This window comes from Tissierella sp. MB52-C2 (assembly GCF_030931715.1).
In the GTDB taxonomy this organism is placed as follows: domain Bacteria; phylum Bacillota; class Clostridia; order Tissierellales; family Tissierellaceae; genus Tissierella.
This window is the reverse complement of sequence record NZ_CP133261.1, coordinates 1313156-1332322: the sequence shown is the minus strand read 5'-3', so window position 1 is coordinate 1332322 and position 19167 is coordinate 1313156. Positions and strand designations below refer to the sequence as shown.

The window sequence follows — 19167 nt, the reverse complement described above, 5'->3', positions numbered from 1 at the left end:
TATCTTTTTCATTAGATAAACAAACTGCAGTGTTCGAATTTCGAACACTGCAGTTTGTTTGTCTAGTTTTTAGGCATTAAAGTTAAAATGTCTGATGCGGAAGGATTCTCCTATTGTTTTTTACTAGACATCATTTAAACCAGCACTTCGTTTAAGAGATAACTCTATGTTTCCATCGAAGAGATACCCGATTCGTCTGATTATAGTATCAGGGTCTCCCTTCATTCCAGAAGCGATCCAGTGTAATACCATTTCAGTGAGGGCACACTGATAAAAAGAAGCAATCAGTTTTCTATCTTCTAAAGAAGCTGAGATACCATCGCTTACTTTTTCAATATATCGCATCATGACATTCCCTGATACATTATATATATAATTCACTAATTCTTCTCTCTGCATAGAATTATATACATGATAAACAGCCGCTCTGTTTTCTAAAGCAAATTTAGCAGCCACAATAAAGCTCTCCTCCCAGGAGAGTGTATCATTATATTCATTAATGACTGTCTGAAGCTCTGTTTGGAATATCTCTGACAGAAGTGCATATACATCCGTGTAGTAGTAATAAAAAGTATTTCTATTGATCTCACATGCTATAGCAATATCCTTAACTGTGATTTTATTAAGTGGACTCTCATTCAGCATCTTTATGAATTCTTCTCGAATCATTTTTTTAGTATATTGCTGTGCCAAGTCGCCACCTCCTTAACCCTTTATCTGTATTAAAAATTATAACACATAGTAGGCTGTTTGCAAATAATCTATGATCATATGATCTATTATACTTCCCAACTTGTGTTTCTTTAAATATACGAATAGGAAGTTAAGAACAAATACTCTTAACTTACCATTTGTTTTACTGTTATTTCATGAATAGATGTATTATTCAGTGTCATTTTTCCTCCTCCCTTCTGTGCAAGGAATTGACAAATTTACAGTGCTAGAATATAATTGAACAATCAAATACTTGTTTAATTTGAAAGGTGGTATCTGTATGGATAAAAAATGCTTACCTCATAACCATGGTCAAAATGTTGAAAAGATCCTTGACAAAATGCCCGATGAAAATTATTTTTCAGATGCATCTGCTGTTTTTCAACAACTTTGCGATGGCACAAGACTTCGAATTTTGTGGCTTTTATGTCATTGTGAAGAATGTGGTATCAATATTGCAGCAGCCATTGGTATGAGTACTGCGGCGGTATCTCATCACTTAAAGTCCTTAAAGCTTAGTGGTCTCATTTCCAGCAGACGTGACGGCAAGGAAGTTTACTACACATTAGCTGATACGGAGACCGCTCATCTTACCCATCAAATGATAGATAACTTTTTTCAAATGACCTGCCCAAACAAGGGAATTATCGACTATAAAGACTGTTAAATGAAAACGTGCTATTCACGTCTGATTGTGAATAGCACGTTTAAAATACTAGGATAAGCTGCTGTTTCATAAGGAAAAATAATACTATATCTATCTCTCGTCATTACTTTACGAATGACTATATTTTTTTACATTCAATGCGCGGACAGCGTTTAGTATGGCAATAATTGAAACACCCACATCTGCAAATACTGCTCCCCACATATTAGCAAGGCCAAAGGCTCCAAGCACCAATACTACTAACTTTACAAACAACGCGAAAATAATATTCTGTTTTACAATGCGTAGAGTTTTTCTACTTATTTTCATTGCTGTAGCAATCTTTGAAGGTTCGTCTGTCATTATTACAACATCTGCGGCTTCAATGGCTGCATCAGAGCCAAGACCCCCCATGGCAATTCCCACATCAGCCCGTGCAAGAACGGGAGCATCATTGATACCATCACCGACAAAGGCCAACATTGCTTTCTCACCTTTTTGCTTCATCAGCTTCTCAAGCTGTGTTACTTTATCAGCAGGTAGCAGCTCCGTATATGCTTTATCTAATTTCAGCTGGGAGGCTACATTCTGCCCTACAGCTTCGGCATCACCTGTGAGCATAACCGTCTGTTTGACTCCTGCTTCTTTAAGCTCACGGATAGCCTTAGGTGAATCTGCCTTTATTTCATCAGCAATAAGGATATATCCAGCATATGCGCCATCAATGGCAATGTGAACAACAGTACCAACAGAAGATGACTCTTCATATGAGATATCTTTCAGTTTCATAAGCCTTGCATTACCTGCAAGCACTTCCTTGTCATCAATTGTAGCCTTCACACCGTGACCAGCAATTTCTTCAATATCTTTTATCAATGAAGAATCCACAGTTTTGCCATAGGCTTTCTTGATACTTGCGGCAATGGGGTGACTAGAATAATCTTCTGCATGAGCTGCAACTTCTATTAGTTCCTCTTTACTCATGTTAAGAGCATGAACCTCACTTACAACAAAATTTCCTTTTGTAAGTGTACCTGTTTTATCAAATACAACGATTTCAGTGTCAGCAAGCAATTCCAAATAGTTGCTGCCTTTTACTAAAACGCCGCATTTAGATGCGCCTCCAATTCCTCCAAAGAAGCTGAGAGGTACTGAGATAACCAGTGCACATGGACATGAAATTACAAGGAATGTAAGTGCACGTTCAATCCAAATTACAAATGATTGCCCAGTAACAAGTGGCGGTATAATTGCAAGTGCTATAGCAGCAAAAACTACAACCGGTGTATAATAACGGGCAAAACGGGTAATAAAGTTTTCACTTTTACTCTTCTTATCTGAAGCATTTTCCACCAGCTCCAAAATTTTTGAAACAGTAGACTCTCCAAACTCTTTTGAAACTTCGATGGTTAGCTTACCAGTCTGATTGATACATCCGCTGATAACCTCATCACCAGTATTCACATCACGTGGAATAGACTCTCCGGTAAGGGCTGAAGTGTCCAGAGTAGAGCGACCATCTGTAACAACTCCGTCCAGTGGTATACGTTCTCCCGGTATAACCACAATCGTATCCCCAATAACTACCTCTTCTGGATCGACTTGAACCAACTCTCCATCTCGCAAGACATTTGCATAGTCAGGACGGATATCCATCAGGTCGGCAATAGATTGGCGTGATCTGGAAACTGCATAAGATTGGAACAGCTCTCCTACTTGGTAAAACAACATTACTGCAACGCCTTCTCCGTACTCTCTAAGACAAAATGCCCCAATTGTGGCAACACTCATCAGGAAGTTTTCATCAAAAACCTGTCCCTTGCTGATATTTCGTAGTGCTTTCCTCACAATTTCGCCTCCGATGATAATGTAGGCGATTAGAAAAGCTGGAAATTCAATATAATCCATAATAGGTGATTGTAGGAAACTCCAGCCGAGAGCTTCTCTATTATGAATCGGCATAGCTAAAAAAAAGATTGCTCCCGCAATTAAAATTCGTATCAGAAGCCTTTTTTCTTTCTTAGTCATAAACGTAATCCCCCTTTTCTGTTAAAACGGCAGCGACTTAGTATATATAGCGCTGCCGTTTCTATATTTAGTCTAAAAATACAAGATCTGCCTCGATTTTATTCGCAGTCTTTTTTGCCTGAGCTAAAACCTCGTCAAACTTGTCATCTGGGGCCTCTAATATCATTTTCTGTCCCATGAAGTTTACTTTGACACTGGTCACACCCTCAATTTTTGAAATGGCATTTTCAATTTTAGAAGCGCAATTAGCGCAGTCTAGATCTTGTAACTTAATTGTTTTTTTCATAATATATGCTCCTCCCACTATCTATTTAATTTGAACGATAAAACAATCAAACAATTGTTTTATCGTTATGTGTTTAGTATATTCATTTATCAGTAAGATGTCAACAGATGTAATAAAAGAAAACCAATAGGGCTAAAACTTTGTCTATTTGGAACAAAATGTAAAGTAATACATAGCTTCCTATGATATAATTATGTTGTTAATACCCTAGAAAAAATATAAATGACAGTAATAACAGTCCATAAGTTGAATCGATATTTTACGATTAGAATATATAAAGGCAGGTAATCAAATGACATTAAATACAATTTTACATTTTGATGAAGGAATTCTTTTAGAAAAAAGCCACGACCATGCTACTTACAAACTCAAGCTTGAAGATGGAGATGGTACTGTATCGGTATATCCCATATTTCCGGGTATTGAGGTTGCAAAGGTTGACATATCTTCTTATCAGTACTCACCAGGCATAGTAAAATCAAAGAATGCCATAGAAATCAATCATTGCTGGGCAGGACGGGTTGAATGCCGAATGAAGGATGGTTGCTTACAATACGTTGGTGAGGGCGATATCTTTCTCAGGCACCCTCAAAACCATTGGGACAGCATTGAGCTTCCCCTAGGGTATTATCAAGGGCTTGTGATCACTATCGATCTAGATGCAGCACCAGTTCAATGGGAAAACCTCCTTCCCGGTATGCCCAACAATATCTGCAGAACACTAGAACGTTTTTTTCTTCATGACGAGTGTTTTATGATACAATCCAAGGAGCAAATCAAGCACATTTTTTCAGGTATGTATTCTGTTCCGGAAGCAATCAGAGGGGCCTATTACCGGCTGAAGATAATGGAACTGCTACTCTACCTTTACTATTTTGATCCTGCAAGCGAAAAGCAAGTACGCATTTATGCAAGGCAGCAAGTTGATATTGTAAAACAAATTCAAAAGCGTATTACTGAGCAGCTCTCCTATCGTTTTACCATTGAAGAGCTGGCCAGGGAATATTGCATCAGTGCTACTGCTCTAAAAAAGCATTTCAAAGATTTATATGGTCAATCCCTTGCGGCTTTTATGAAGGAATATCGAATACGAAAGGCAGCAGTACTGCTTTATGAAACGGAACAGAGCATCGCTGATATTTCTATCTCTGTCGGTTATGAGAGTCAGAGTAAATTCACTGTTGCTTTCAAAGACTTAATGAAAGTCACTCCATTGGAATACAGAAAAATTCACAGATTAATGGGAAGCCAATAATATTTATTATTAGCTTCCCATTTCTATATCGTCCATTGCTATTTTCATCTTTCCACTAAACAAAGCCATATGCTAGATGTGTATTAACTACAATACAGATTATACTACTCTTACATACTCCATTATTTTTTCTCTACAGGAATCCATATTTCACAAAAACAATCAGAATTATTATTTTCTGGATATAATTCAAAATCTGTATCATCCAACATATTGTAATCTGAACTGGGTAAGAATTCTTTAAATATTCTATCCCACGTTTCTCCTATACATCCTTCATCATCCCCGATACATTCAAATACTACCCACAAGGTTGGTTTCACATGCCATAATTTATATCCTTCTGGAATTTTCTCACCATCATATTTCATAGCTATACCATAATCAAAATGGGTGCTTTCTTTCGATATAGGAGCACATACTCCATAAACATCATGCTCTATAGTATGTCTGGTCAGCACATCAAATACTCCGTTCTCTCCACATTGTTTCCAAAAATCTGGTATCTCCGTATTACCTTCTTCTGAAATAGATTCATTTCTAAATGCGTTGACTTTAGCCAATAGTTTAAACTCTTCTTTTTCTACGATTTTGTATTTCATAACCGTTCCACCTTCCAATTTAATTTTCATTACGAGGCGATTAAATGATTTTAACTGCATTCCAGAACGTTTTGCCACGATGGGCGTTATTCCATGAAATCTTGAAAAAGCTTTAGTAAAACTTTCAGGAGAATCATATCCATATTTCATTGCAATATCAATTACTTTCTTATCTGACATTATCAATTCTTGACCTGCCATTGAAAGTTTTCGATTTCGAATATATTCATTCGCTGTTATTCCAGTAATCATACTAAAGATTCTATGAAAATGATAATTTGACATATATACCTGCCTCGACACATCTTCATAATTAATATTTTCTAGAATATGTTCTTCCATATACTCTATTGCCTTTTGTATACTTTGAATACAGTCCATCTATTATCACCTCCTATTTACATTGTAAGGTTATTCTTAAAATATTTCCTATCCAAGTTTGCTCATCTTTGTCTGAAGGCTATTTTTATATAACATTTATTACACATTTATCTACTATCACTTTAGCTACTGAATAAGTTTTTAAAAAGTAAATAATTATGATATAGGCAACATTGTTATTATAATTTTATAGTATACTCCAATATTTCTCAACACGGAATTGTGTTATTTGCCAATTTTATCAATCATGGCTAAATTACTATGCCACTATCTAAGTAATATTTAGGCGATTGATCCTATTGGCGGCTATAATAAATAATAAAACTGAGAGAATTAATACCCTTGTTAGGGGAACCATAGTATCTACTAAACTTCCTCCATTTTGTAATGTTTCAATAGCTGAGATAATCCATCTTTGCGGGAAAAGTGCTCCTATTGTCTGCATTATTTTAGGCATGGCATCATACGGAAATAAAGCTCCAGATAATATGGAACTGGGAAGTAAAACTAAAACCGAAAAGTTCCAAACATGATTTTCATCATTGGTAAATGCAGATAAAACCAAACCGAAAGCAATAGTGAAGATTGCTAATACAGAAAAAACAACTATTAAATTGAAAGGATTTTTCATTGCAAAATCAAATTGGAATATCTTTGATGTAATAAAGTAAACAAAAATAAATAAGACTAAATTGATAAAAAACACACTGCCACGTCCAAATAGATAGGCGGACATTTTTGTTTTGCTCATATAAATTCTATTTAAAATCCCATTCCTTTTTTCTGCAATAATTAATCCAGCAAGTAGTGAGCAGGAACCAATCATTTTAAAAATCACCATACCTAAGGCATTATTTATAGGCACTCCCTTTTTTGGTACTTCATTTTTTAGTATTTCAAAATCATGAACACGATTAGCCAATTTAGCATTTATATTGTTATTTAATATAGTTTCCATGTAATCGGCTAATTTAGAATCCTTTGCCTTTATTATTTCAATGAGCTTATCTTTTGTTAAATCTATACTTTCTGTATTGTTTTTAATTACAACGGCAAATTCAATTTTATTATTAATAATACTTTGATTCACTTCATCTAAATCCATAGAAATTGTATGAAACAAATCCGTATTATCAAGAGTATGTTCCACCATAGACCCTATTTCGCTATGATCTTGATCAATTATTGCAATATTAACCTTTGATTGAAAAGAAAGGATAAAAGAGAAAACTAAGAGCATAATAACAGGAGCAACTACGATTGTTGAAATATACTCCTTATTCCTTACGAAAATCATCCAAGTATTTTTAAAAATATTATACATAAATGGTTACCCCCTTCCTTTGTTCTTCCCTCTTTTTTAATAAGTAAATAATCCAAAGAGAAAGAGTGATGATAAGACACATAGCTAAAGATACGAAAAAGTTATTGGTAAGCATACCGCTTGATAAATCCAATGCGGAATTTGTTACCCAATATAATGGACTTATTTTACTCAATATAGATACTATTTTTATGGATTCTAAGTATGATAAAGGAGTAAGACCTCCACCCATAAGAACTAATATAATAGAAATCATTAAAATATTGTCATTTAAGGCTGTTCTCTGCTTTGTAAATAAACCTATTACTCCACCTAAGGTAGAACTAAATAAAGCCAAGACTAGGTAAAGTCCAAAAATAAATAGAAAGTACTTTCCCCAATGAACATCTAATAAAATAGTAGACATAAAGTAAACAAGCATGATTTGAATTGCAGCAATTGTAGTACCAAATAAAACTTTGCTTAACATCAGTTTATTTATGCCTATTTTAGAAATATAAATTCTCTCAAAAGCTTTAGTTTCTTTTTCACTGAATACACTCTGTCCAACGATCAAAGCAATATACATTATAATTAAACCTAATTCTGCAAAAGTAAAATAAGTATAGGAATCAAGGGTTGTTTTTTCTACTTCTTTAGATGTAATATAACCTTCAGAAGATATACTTATATTTCCTAGCAAATTTTCGTAAGAAGCTCTTATTAATTTACTCGTACTTGTTTCATTATAAGGGGAGCGATAATAATAGAAACCATTGTTAGATAGCTTAATAAGTGCTATGGCCTTATGTTTATCCACCTTCTCACAACCATTTTCATAATCACTTACTTTTTCAAAGGTTACATTAAATTTGTCTTCTACTGCTACTTGAAACTGTTGAAATTCTCTATCATATTTTGAATGATAATTATCTTCTAAGTAATAGAGAATACTTTCTTCGGATTTTGTCTCCATTTTTATTCCTGTTACTCCTATTATGTTAGACATGGCATATCCCATAATCAGAATAAGAATCATTGGGACTACTAACATAAATACAATATTAAATGGTTTTCTAAAGAATTGTTTTAATTCCTTGATATACATATGTCTTATCATCAATCTCTAAGCTCCTTTCCTGTTAAAGATAAAAAGATTTCTTCAAGGGTAGGAACTGTATGTTCAATACTAATTATAGAGATATGGAATTGCTTTAGTATATTAAAAACAGTATCATAGTCATTCATATCTTGCCTACAATAGATATTCAAGCGTTGGTTTTTCATATTTACCTCTGTTACCCCTGTTATGTTCAATAGGCTCTCTCTTACTTTTGCAAAATCTAGGGTTTCTGATTGAAATGATACCGTCAGTATTCTGCTATTTTTATACAATGCTTTTATCTCATCTGTAGCTCCAGATAAAATAATTTGTCCATGATCTATGATTAAGAGCTTGTTGCAAATTTCTTCGACTTCTTCCATGTAATGTGAAGTATAAATTACGGTTGTTCCCTGATTTTGAAGTTTTTTAATACTTTCTAAAATAAAATTTCTTGATTGTGGATCGATTCCTACAGTGGGTTCGTCCATAATAATTAACTTAGGCTTATGAGTAATTGCACAAGCAATATTGAGTCTTCTTTTCATTCCTCCAGAGAAGTGCTTTGCTTTTTTATCTTTTTGTTCATGTAACCCAACGGAAGTAAGTGACTCATTAACTTGCTTTTTTAAATTTTCCCCATTTAAACCATATAGAGAAGCAAAGAACGTTACATTTTCCCTAGCAGATAAGTCAGGATAAATTGCTAAATCTTGAGGTACTAATCCTAAGTGAAAACGCCAATTTTTAAAACTTTTATTTTCCTCAAACAAAATCTCTCCTTTATCAGGTATTAGTAATCCCGAAATCATTTGAATGGTGGTACTTTTACCAGCACCATTTGGTCCAACTAATCCTAAAATATCACCTTTTTTTACTTCAAAACTCACATTATCTACAGCAGTAATATCTTCGTATCTTTTGGTTAAATTTTTTACGCTTACTATATTCATATAATTCTCCTTTCAGCACCCTCCAGTTAGATATGGCTAACCTGAAAGTACACTTACTTTTATTTAAATATAGACAAAGATTAGATATGACACGCTTGTGCCACATTTATAAATTTAGTATAATATTACTGAGTGTATAAGACAATAGATTTCCAAGAAGTGATACATAATATTGATTTTGTGCCATTAATATATAGGAGTGATATTTTATGAAAACGTCGGAAGTAAATCAAACAAAAGACTGGATAGTTGAAGCTACTTTTAAGTTATTAGATAGAAAGGATTATCAAGATATAACAATTTCTCAAATTGTTAATAAAGCAGGTATTGGTCGAAGAACTTTCTATCGTTACTTTAAATCAAAGAATGATATTTTCAATTATGTTGGTCTAAATTTAGTAAATGATTTTGCACAGACAATCTTAAATGATAAAGCAGATTCATTATTTACTATTTCAACCTCCTACTTTAATTTTTGGGAAAACCATATAGATACATTACTTTTAATGAAAAAAGCTCATCTTCTATATTTTATTGAAGATAATCTATTTGAAATTATTTATAAAGTAGCAATTAAAATAGGGCATATTGAAGAACAAGATGTAGATGAAAATTTCATGGATAGATACAAATACGAATTTGAGTTTAAACTTGCTGGCTTCTGGAAACTGACTTTACTTTGGTGTACAGATATGCCTAGAAAGACTCCAGAAGAAATGGCTAAAATCATCCTTTCTATACTAAAATAAAGATTATTAACTTTCAAGAGAGCAACAGCAAAGAGTAGAAATTGGTATGCTCTAGCTTCAGATCCAAATATATTACTTTTAGACGAGTACTCTTAGAATTGTATATTGATATTTTATATGATAATATTAAGCAAAAGAATATACTAGGAGTTGAAAATATGAACGAATATAATTTTGACAAAATAGTAAATAGAAAAGGAAGTAATTGTTTTAAATGGGATCAATTAAAAGAAATATATGGAGATGATGATCTCATCCCTCTTTGGATCGCTGACATGGATTATGAGATAGCACCTGAAATTGTAGAAGCAATTAAACAGAGAATAGAACATCAAATTTATGGGTATACATTTATTCCAGATTCTTATTATGATGCTGCAATTAATTGGTTCCAAAAGAGATTTCAATGGACAGTGAAAAAAGAATGGTTTGAATTTGCACCAGGAGTTGTTCCAGGACTTAATATAATCATTGGTGCTTATACAAAACCTGGAGATGATATTATTATACAAACACCTGTATTTCCTCCTTTTGCAAAACTGATTAAAGATAATGGTTGTAGTGTTATAGAAAATCCTCTTCAAAAAAATGGAGATCGTTATGAAATGGACTTTGAAAATCTTGAAAAAATCATAACACCAAGAACAAGGTTAATGATTCTTTGTAGTCCTCATAATCCAGTTGGAAGGGTTTGGACAGAAGAAGAGCTGAACAAATTAGGTGAAATATGTATTAAACATAATATTTTAATAGTATCTGATGAAATTCATGCAGACATTGTATACAAGCCAAATACTCATACTGTATTTTCTAGTATAAACGAAGAGTTTGCTCAAAACTCTATTATATGCACTGCACCAAATAAAACATTTAACATTGCAGGCTTTAAAACAGCAAATATTATTATTCCAAATGAAAAACTACGTAAAGAGTATCAAATTCAAGCAGATAAACTTTGTATTCAAGCTGGTTCAATTCCAGGAGATATTGCACAGGAAGCAGCATATTCAAAAGGTGAAAGTTGGTATCAAGATTTAATGGAATACTTGACAAACAACTTAGAGTTTACAATGAACTTTTTTGAAAAAAGAATTCCAAAGATAAAAGTTATTCCACCAGAAGGAACTTATCTTTTATGGTTAGATTGTGAAGAGCTCAATATAAATGAATATCAACTAAGCAACTTCTTTATCAAAGAATGTAAAATATTATTAAATGGAGGTATTATGTTTGGTAAAGAAGGCAAGTTATTTCAACGTATGAATATAGCCACTAGTAGAAAGGTATTACAAGAGGCACTAGAAAGAATAGAAAAAGCAGTTAATAAACTATAAACCAATTGGACTATCATAATAGTTCCCAAAACTTATGGATAATATATAAGTTTTGGGAACTATATCATCAACTACATACCTTCTCTATCTTATTTGCAGCTGCAATGGCTCCTCCTGCTTGCTGTAAGGTTTTTGAAATTATTTCTGCATTTCTTTTATAGGATATGTCATTCAGCATTTCTAAAACGATTTCCCTAATACTATTCGGAGTACATGAATTTAATCTTTTTCCAGCATTTAATTCTGTTACTCGATTTGCCACCATAACTTGTTCACTATGCAATGGGAACAAAATAGATGGAACGCCAAAATATAAACTTTCACTTATACTATTCATTCCACAGTGAGTAATAAACAAATCCGTCTGCTGTAAAACTTTTAATTGTTCAACTTTAGGATAAACTTTAAAATGGTCTGGCAATTTACCAAAACTAGAAATATCTGTCTTGTCTCCAACAGACATAATAACTTGACAGCCAACATCAGATAATGCCTGAATACAATTTTGATAAAAATTTTTGTTTTGGTTTAGCACTGTCCCTAACGAAATATAAATCAGCGGATATTTCTTTTCAGTTTCTTTAATTTCTCGAATTTGAAAAGAAGGTCCTACAAAGGCATACTTCTCTGAAAATGTTTCTACCATAGGCTGAAATTCTTTAGACGTATAGACAATTGTGTCTGTATCATTGTCATTCTGAATAATACTTATAATATTTTTTACCTTATATCCTTTTTCCTGAAGTAGCTTTATTTTTCTATTGATTCTTGGAATGCCCATAAACATACGGAACATTTCTTTTGGACTTTGCTTCATTAGTTTTGCAGTGTATTTATTCATTGCAAAGGTCGTAGTAGAGCAGATATAGGGTATATCTAATTTTATTGCAAATAATTTTCCCCATATACATATGGAATCCGATACGATACAGTCTGGATTAAATTCTTTAAGTTCTCTACATACCTTTTCATCTAAACTGATTGTGGTATCTGCTGTCATCTCAATAAGGGATGCGAAATCCTTTCCAACTTTCTCTTCTATATCTGGAGTAAATTCTGGTAAGTACTCATCACATGGTATAAATTTTGCCCCTACATTTTCAATCTTCTCCTGAAACTCATAAAACGAATAATACCAAACTTCATGACCACGTTTTACCAATTCTTCCACTACTGCTATGGTAGGATTAGTATGTCCATAAGCTGGAATATTGAAAAATACTATTTTACTCATTTTCTTTTTCTCCAAACCCAGTTAATTTTCTTATTTCTTTAGCAAAAATAAGCGAATCTTCTTCTGATTCCGATGGATAAATTTCCTGTGATTTACCTGCAAAAATTGCATCAGCAATCTTAGAAAACACATCATACCGTTCAATTGCAATACCTTTTTGAGCATCTGCAAGTAAAATTAGAGTATCTCCTGGAGAGATATTAAACATATCTCTAACTTCCTTTGGAATGACAATCTGTCCCTTTGAACCTACCTTCACAGAGCCCATATATTTATCTTCCGGATTTTTATTATTCATAGTACACTTCCTTTCAGTATTACTTTTCATACTTGTTATACTAATTATATTCTTGTATTGAATTTTTGTCAATGTAATAAAAAAAGAGTTTAAGTCTATTTGGTCTTTTAAGTTGACCTAGAAACTTAATCTCTTTTTATTTCTATACCATTATCTAGACATAGATGACTGTGTTATTATATTATTCTTTGAATTCCACAACATATAATCTATAGGTAATGTTAATATTTCTGCAAATGGTACTGATACCCATATACCATTATCTCCTAAAAATTTAGGTAATACTAGCAATAATGGAAGCAATAAAATTAATGACCTACATAGAGATATTGCTACAGACTCCTTCCAATGTCCTATGGATTGCATATACGATGCTAAAAGAATGTTTATACCGGATACAAATAAAGCTGGGAAATAGTAAATGGTTGCAGTGGTAGCAGCTTTAACGAGCTCAATATCATTATCGGCAAATATAGACACTGGAACTTCTGCATATTTAAACAATAGTAAATATGCTATTATTCCTATGGCTACTGATATACGCAAACTGATTTTTAAAATTGCTTTCATATTATTATCTTCATTGGCTCCATGGTAAAAGCTTATTAATGGCTGTGAACCTTCTGCCATACCTAAAAATAATGATAAAATTATTAAAGCTATATATCCTACTATACCGAATGCGGCAAATCCTAAAGCTCCCATGTGTATTCCAATTGCAATATTAACACATAATGTTGTTATACCCAAAGCAAATTCCATAGCAAATGATGGTATACCCTTTAATAACATATCAGAAATGATTTTAAAATCCATTTTTACTTTTTCAAAATATAGATTACCTTTTTTTGATATAAAATGTGGCAGCATTATTATCATACTGAATACAGGACCCAAACCAGTAGCTAATGCAGCTCCACCTATTCCCATTTTTAAAGGTCCCATGAAATACCAGTCAAGAAATACATTTGATAATGCTCCAACAATCTGAGCAAACATTGCAAGCTTCGGTTGTGAATCATTTCTTAGCCATGTACACATAGCATAACTAAACATGAAAGCAGGGCTAAATGCAAAGAAATATTTCATATATTCAACTACCAAATCCATTATATCAGGAGTGGCCCCTAGCATCTTTGCAATAGGACGTATAAATATCAATGCACCTACTGCTATTAATATAGACACTATAGCTAATAGTCTAACGGATATATTAAAAATACCTCTTGCTTCTTTATATTCTCCTTTACCATTTTTACTAGAAATCAGTACACCTGCTCCTACTGATATAAGCATACTTAAAGCTAACAATATTTCTACAACAGGAACACCAACAGTTACTGCCGCCAATGGTTCTCTTCCAAGCATCCTTGCCACGAAAAGACCATCAACAACAATATATAGGGAATTAAATAGAAGCCCTGCTATTCCAGGTACAATATAGGACAGTAATAACCTAAACATGTTCTTTGATTGATTTTTAACTGCTACTTCATTATTTTTCATACTTTCTCCTCCTCTTAGAATATAAATAAAAAAAGTAGACCTGACGCAACCTCAGGCCTACCGATGCGATTCTTTTATCTCTTTATAGATGTATTATTCTCCGGCGAGAATAATACTATGAGATCTATTCATTTGCCTTGTATAATATCAAAATGAAATTTCTTTGTCAAGCTATTTACAATAATAAATTCTTATTGTCTATTTGTTTGTATTAGTAAATACTATACCATACTTAATTTTTTAATGGATTCTTTTTCATCAGATAAGAAAAATATATCCTTTCCTTTATTACATTCATAAATAAAATCCCTCAAGCTCTTACTTGTATATTCAGAAAAGTCTCCTACAATAGCCATTTTCACTTGATAAGTAACAAATTTTTGTAATATTTCACCAGCAATTTTTGTACTTAAATTAAAAAAATCTTCACATATTGCCGATTTGTTCAAAACTATACGATTACAGTTAGTTTTATACTGTATCGTCATCATAAAATCCAATGCTGACTGAACATCTGTTATCAATATATCCTTACTATTTACAATAGCAATGTCTATATTATTCTCTTTTATAGTATTTATTTTCATAACTGTCCTCCATCTAAATAAATAATTCTTATGCACTATAATATAAATAATCCTTGCTTCGTCTTAATCTAATTATATACATTATATTATTCATCTATCAACCTATCAATATATAAAGCAGTAAAACCCTCAAATACTTATTTATTTGAAGTTATTATAATACAATATATAAATTATAGTGGATATATTTTATATAATCAATTTAATTTGCTTTATTTACATCTATGTAAATGGCATGCTCTTACAAAATAGGATAGAATTAAACAAATCAATCTTAATCAAGTTTAATAAAATATTTCTGCCATTTTTCTGACGGCAAAAAATAGAACCTTAGTGTTTCTTTTCTATTACCTTTTTATAAAAATAATATATCATACCTAATCAAGCAAGTATTTTGAGGTATTAGCCCTGGTTGTTTTTAAAACAATTCATGTAGATTCCCAATATAATTCTATTTTCACTATACATAACAAATACATTATCCAAAAAGCATTGGATTTAATAATCACTTAATAAATTTATCTATAGCAGCATTTAATTTTTCCAATGGCTCATTATCATTATTTTCAATAGCTTCTACAATACAGTGATTTATATGATCTTGCAAAATTAGCTTTCCAGTATTATTAAGCGCTGCCTTAACTGCCGCTATTTGTATAAGTATTTCACTACATTCTTTTCCTTCTTCTATCATTCTTTTTACTGCTTCTGCATGTCCAATGATTCTTGACATTCTATTAATAATTTGTTTACTATGAGGATGATTATGTTCATTCATATTAATATCACTCCTTTATATAAAATTGCATTATTCTATTTTTATTTCTTTCCATTTATCCTTCATAAATCGAATCATTAAAATAATTCCTCTGACTATTATATCTATAGAAATTGCCAACCATACACCAACTAATCCTAAGTTTAATCTTATTCCTAATAGATATACTCCCAATACTCGTACTCCCCATATCCCAATAAAAGTTGAGTACATTGGAAATCTGGTATCTCCTGCTCCCTGGAGTGCTGAAGTGATTACTAGGGTTATACATAGGAATGGCTGAACTAATGCTATAATTCTTAGTACTTTAACAACTAGATCAATTACTTCTGGATCTTCACTAAATATTCCTGCGAGAAATGGAGCAAATATATAGAAAATAGCACCTACTACTACCATAAACCCTGTTGCAAGAAAATAAGACATCAATCCAATTTTTTTAGCTTCATCATTTTTTTTTGCACCAAGGCTTTGTCCAACAAGGGTAGCCGCTGCTACTCCGAAACCCATTCCTGGTAAGTAAGAAAATGTTTCTATGGTTCCTGCTATATTATGAGCTGCATATGCTTCAGTACCAATTTTTATTATCATACCTCCATATACAAGCTGTCCAAATCTCATAATGAGTTTTTCAATCGCAGCTGGTAACCCTATTTTAGTAATGGATTTTAAAATATCTTTGTCAATATACCATTTCTCTAATATATTAATATGTATTTTAGTTTTATCGTTATTTATTTTTTTTAGCAAAAGAATAACTCCAACTATTCTAGAGATTGTTGTTGCTATACCTGCTCCTAAAATGCCAAGTCCGTTAAAATTAAATATACCAAATATTAATATATAATCAAGTACTATATTAATAATATTGGCTACAATTGCTATTTTCATAGGGGTTTTAGTATCTCCCGCACCCCGTAGACTACTAGATAAAATCATCATAAGACATAAGAAAACTGATGGAATTGCTACAGAGAAAAAATAAGGTAAGGCATATTGAATTACTCTTTCTTCTGCACCTAAAATAAGTAATATATCTCTAGAAAAAATGAAGTTTATTATTCCAAATATTGTACCTATACCTAAAGCCATTATGATAGATTGTCTTACTGCATTATTAGCATTTTCAATATTATTAGCACCTATATTCCTAGATACAATGGCAGTAGTCCCCACTCCTAGTGCGAGAAAGAAGGCGATATAAATATTCATAATCAGATTTGTAACCCCAACACCAGCTATAGCTTCTGTACCGATTTTTCCAATAAAATATGTATCCACAACGCCAATAAGAACCTGCAAGATATTTTCAATCATTGCCGGTAAAGCTAAAGCTATTATAATGATAATACTTTCTTTATCAAATCTTTTTAAAAAAGTTGACTTATTTTTCATATCGTATCTTCCCCTTAATATTCATATCCCCCTATGGGGGATATGAATATTATATTCTTTCTCTTATTTAAATACAACCATAATTAATAGAAAGAATATAATATTAGATTATTAATTCCCGAGAAATAAAACAAGACCCTAGATTACTAGAGCCTTATCATATCTATATAATATTGTTATAAATTTTTCTAATGTAATAGGTTCCTTAGATTAGTTCCATCAGTAAGATTATTTTTAATTCCCCACTCCATAGCCCCTACTGCCATGAGCTACAATCTAATTCTTTAGTTTTCTCAATATATTTCACTCCCAAATAATTCAATATCCCTTTTGCTACAACTAAGGCTAATTCATCTTGCTTATCTTTTAATATCTTAGAATCATCTACATTAGTAATAAAAGCTAATTCTACTAAAAATGTTTAGATTTTTTGTGTAAAATCCATATTGAATGTGAATAAATATCCATATCGATATTTCCTTCTGTCCCATTTATACCGCGATTAAAAATATCTTCTATATTTGTTAATGTCATAATCGCTTCCATACTCAAGCAATCTTCAAAACTTAATAAATCCTTTATGACTCCACTAACTTTATTAGCCAAAAAATCAATGAATTAAAACCAATTTTTAAATTCCATCACACCTATAGTAGAAACAAATAATACAGGATCATGGGGATTTTAACTCTTCTTCTTTTAATATATTAACCTTTCCCTATTAGCGTTACTCCATATTATAGATCCATTTACAATGACATTTAATAATTCTAATTGCAAATCAAATATATAATTAACTTTATTGATCATATACCTATATACGGATATCTTTTCCCTTTCTTTAGGTACATGAATTGTTATTATATAAAATATAAATTATATGTCTTATGATTTCAAAATTCCCGTTTAGATTCCAAAGTGAATGATATATTTATTTTTTCTTTTGGCTTGCTCAAATAATTAATTAGCATTCAATTTAATGTTTATCATAATGAAGGCCACACTGTAGAAGCTCTAAAAAATATATTGTTAGAACTAAAAAAGAGGTTATAAATTTGTTACTGTATCTGAACTAATTAAATTATCTAATGAATAACTAGGGTATTTATTACCCTAGTTATATCCTGAAACGATCTTCTAGTTTGTCAAGTTCATCATCTAATACTTCATATGTTTCTTTAATTTTTTTATTATCTTTTGCATCTATCGCATCTGATATATTTGTCATAATATCAGAAACTCTTTTAGTAATATTGGGGTCTATTTTGTCTGCTTCCATTTGAGCTTCGTTCCAAATTTTCATTGCTGATTTCAACTCTACCTTGGATTGTTCCCAGTCATCATGTTCTGCTGTAAATAATATTTGTTTCCCATATAATTCTATCTTTTCTATGTCAACTAAAAATTTTCTTTCATATAGCTTCATAAAGTCCGTAGATGTTATTGCTAATCTATTAGCAGCTAGTTTTGTTTCATACGTTTTCTTATCCTTCACTTCTTTCTTTAAATTATTTAAATCATCTATAAATTTATCTAGTTCACCTTTAGAAACCTTCTTCTCTTTAGCCATGGTCTCATATAAGGACCAATTTCTTTCTATAGAAGACAATTTTTCATTAATTTCTGTCCAATCTTCTTTAGTTGTATCTTCTACTATATCTTCTGCATCGTCTTTTATATCATCTAAAGAATCTGGAATGTTATTATCCATTTCTCTTCGTTCAGATTTATCTCCTACTTTTGGCGTAGTCTCACCTTTAACTTTGGATTCTTCTACTCTTGGTGTAGTCTCACTTCCAGCCTTTGATTTTTCTACTTTTTTCTCAGTTACTTTGCCATTTGTGTTACAACCTGCAATCACTAAAGATATACTCATAATCACCAAAATAAGCTTTATTAGCAATAATTTTCTGTTTCTCATTTAATATCTCCCCTCAGTCCTTTATTTTATATTTATATTACAATTACTTCTTGCAACATCTATTTTCTCCTATTATTTAAAAAAAATTCTTCAAA

19 protein-coding genes are annotated in these 19167 nt (G+C 31.8%); 4 read left to right on the top strand and 15 right to left on the bottom strand.

All coding sequences use genetic code 11. The features are described 5' to 3' along the window. Nucleotides 1-123: 123 nt before the first annotated feature. Nucleotides 124-693 carry a TetR-like C-terminal domain-containing protein gene (locus RBU61_RS06545; RefSeq protein ID WP_308878820.1) on the bottom strand — a complete coding sequence of 190 codons (570 nt, stop codon included), beginning with the start codon at nucleotides 691-693 and terminating at the stop codon, nucleotides 124-126. Nucleotides 694-994: 301 nt separating this feature from the next. Between RBU61_RS06545 and RBU61_RS06540 the strand changes: the two genes are divergently transcribed. Further along, entirely contained in the window at nucleotides 995-1381 is a 387-nt protein-coding gene (locus RBU61_RS06540; protein ID WP_308878819.1) for a metalloregulator ArsR/SmtB family transcription factor, read from the top strand. 108 nt (nucleotides 1382-1489) lie between these two features. Here the strand turns inward: RBU61_RS06540 and RBU61_RS06535 are convergent, their stop codons facing one another. Next, a complete protein-coding gene (locus tag RBU61_RS06535) occupies nucleotides 1490-3388 on the bottom strand; it encodes a heavy metal translocating P-type ATPase (protein ID WP_374212490.1) in 1899 nt (632 codons plus the stop codon). A gap of 67 nt (nucleotides 3389-3455) precedes the next feature. After that, nucleotides 3456-3674: a cation transporter gene (locus tag RBU61_RS06530; RefSeq protein ID WP_308878818.1), complete on the bottom strand. Its 219-nt coding sequence runs from the start codon at nucleotides 3672-3674 to the stop codon at nucleotides 3456-3458. Nucleotides 3675-3966: 292 nt separating this feature from the next. Between RBU61_RS06530 and RBU61_RS06525 the strand changes: the two genes are divergently transcribed. Further along, on the top strand, nucleotides 3967-4929 hold the full coding sequence (locus tag RBU61_RS06525) for an AraC family transcriptional regulator (RefSeq protein ID WP_308878817.1): 963 nt from the start codon (nucleotides 3967-3969) through the stop codon (nucleotides 4927-4929). A 122-nt stretch (nucleotides 4930-5051) separates the two neighbouring features. On the opposite strand, the gene RBU61_RS06520 is transcribed toward RBU61_RS06525, so the two are convergent. The 4 genes from RBU61_RS06520 to RBU61_RS06505 all read right to left on the bottom strand — a co-directional run bounded on the left by RBU61_RS06520 (nucleotide 5052) and on the right by RBU61_RS06505 (nucleotide 9270). Next, entirely contained in the window at nucleotides 5052-5912 is an 861-nt protein-coding gene (locus tag RBU61_RS06520) for an AraC family transcriptional regulator (protein ID WP_308878816.1), read from the bottom strand. 271 nt (nucleotides 5913-6183) lie between these two features. Further along, nucleotides 6184-7236: an ABC transporter permease gene (locus tag RBU61_RS06515; RefSeq protein ID WP_308878814.1), complete on the bottom strand. Its 1053-nt coding sequence runs from the start codon at nucleotides 7234-7236 to the stop codon at nucleotides 6184-6186. Beyond that, on the bottom strand, nucleotides 7229-8335 hold the full coding sequence (locus RBU61_RS06510) for an ABC transporter permease (protein WP_308879775.1): 1107 nt from the start codon (nucleotides 8333-8335) through the stop codon (nucleotides 7229-7231). Before RBU61_RS06510 ends, RBU61_RS06515 begins: the two co-directional genes overlap by 8 nt. After that, nucleotides 8335-9270 (bottom strand): ABC transporter ATP-binding protein, encoded by a 936-nt coding sequence (locus RBU61_RS06505; RefSeq protein ID WP_308878813.1) that lies wholly within the window; start codon nucleotides 9268-9270, stop codon nucleotides 8335-8337. Before RBU61_RS06505 ends, RBU61_RS06510 begins: the two co-directional genes overlap by 1 nt. Nucleotides 9271-9479: 209 nt before the next feature. Here RBU61_RS06505 and RBU61_RS06500 point away from each other — a divergent pair, with 209 nt between their 5' ends. Further along, nucleotides 9480-10019, top strand: a complete 540-nt coding sequence (locus tag RBU61_RS06500) for a TetR/AcrR family transcriptional regulator (RefSeq protein WP_308878811.1) — start codon at nucleotides 9480-9482, stop codon at nucleotides 10017-10019. Between the two features lie 158 nt (nucleotides 10020-10177). After that, nucleotides 10178-11353 carry a MalY/PatB family protein gene (locus tag RBU61_RS06495; protein ID WP_308878810.1) on the top strand — a complete coding sequence of 392 codons (1176 nt, stop codon included), beginning with the start codon at nucleotides 10178-10180 and terminating at the stop codon, nucleotides 11351-11353. A 67-nt stretch (nucleotides 11354-11420) separates the two neighbouring features. Here the strand turns inward: RBU61_RS06495 and RBU61_RS06490 are convergent, their stop codons facing one another. The 8 genes from RBU61_RS06490 to RBU61_RS06455 all read right to left on the bottom strand — a co-directional run bounded on the left by RBU61_RS06490 (nucleotide 11421) and on the right by RBU61_RS06455 (nucleotide 19072). After that, nucleotides 11421-12587, bottom strand: a complete 1167-nt coding sequence (locus RBU61_RS06490; RefSeq protein WP_308878809.1) for a macrolide family glycosyltransferase — start codon at nucleotides 12585-12587, stop codon at nucleotides 11421-11423. Continuing rightward, nucleotides 12580-12885 (bottom strand): AbrB/MazE/SpoVT family DNA-binding domain-containing protein, encoded by a 306-nt coding sequence (locus RBU61_RS06485; RefSeq protein WP_308878808.1) that lies wholly within the window; start codon nucleotides 12883-12885, stop codon nucleotides 12580-12582. The genes RBU61_RS06490 and RBU61_RS06485 overlap by 8 nt, the downstream gene beginning before the upstream one ends. 150 nt (nucleotides 12886-13035) lie before the next feature. Next, nucleotides 13036-14391: an MATE family efflux transporter gene (locus tag RBU61_RS06480; RefSeq protein WP_308878807.1), complete on the bottom strand. Its 1356-nt coding sequence runs from the start codon at nucleotides 14389-14391 to the stop codon at nucleotides 13036-13038. A 221-nt stretch (nucleotides 14392-14612) separates the two neighbouring features. Further along, the gene (locus RBU61_RS06475; RefSeq protein ID WP_308878806.1) at nucleotides 14613-14978 is read right to left on the bottom strand and encodes a DUF4180 domain-containing protein; all 366 of its coding nucleotides are present in this window, start codon (nucleotides 14976-14978) and stop codon (nucleotides 14613-14615) included. A gap of 505 nt (nucleotides 14979-15483) precedes the next feature. Then, nucleotides 15484-15756 (bottom strand): metal-sensing transcriptional repressor, encoded by a 273-nt coding sequence (locus tag RBU61_RS06470; RefSeq protein WP_308878805.1) that lies wholly within the window; start codon nucleotides 15754-15756, stop codon nucleotides 15484-15486. A 30-nt stretch (nucleotides 15757-15786) separates the two neighbouring features. Beyond that, complete coding sequence (locus tag RBU61_RS06465) at nucleotides 15787-17151, bottom strand: MATE family efflux transporter (RefSeq protein ID WP_308878804.1); 1365 nt, start codon at nucleotides 17149-17151, stop codon at nucleotides 15787-15789. Nucleotides 17152-17562: 411 nt separating this feature from the next. After that, nucleotides 17563-17685 (bottom strand): hypothetical protein, encoded by a 123-nt coding sequence (locus tag RBU61_RS06460; RefSeq protein WP_308878803.1) that lies wholly within the window; start codon nucleotides 17683-17685, stop codon nucleotides 17563-17565. Between the two features lie 583 nt (nucleotides 17686-18268). Next, the gene (locus RBU61_RS06455) at nucleotides 18269-19072 is read right to left on the bottom strand and encodes a hypothetical protein (RefSeq protein ID WP_308878802.1); all 804 of its coding nucleotides are present in this window, start codon (nucleotides 19070-19072) and stop codon (nucleotides 18269-18271) included. Nucleotides 19073-19167 lie beyond the last annotated feature (95 nt).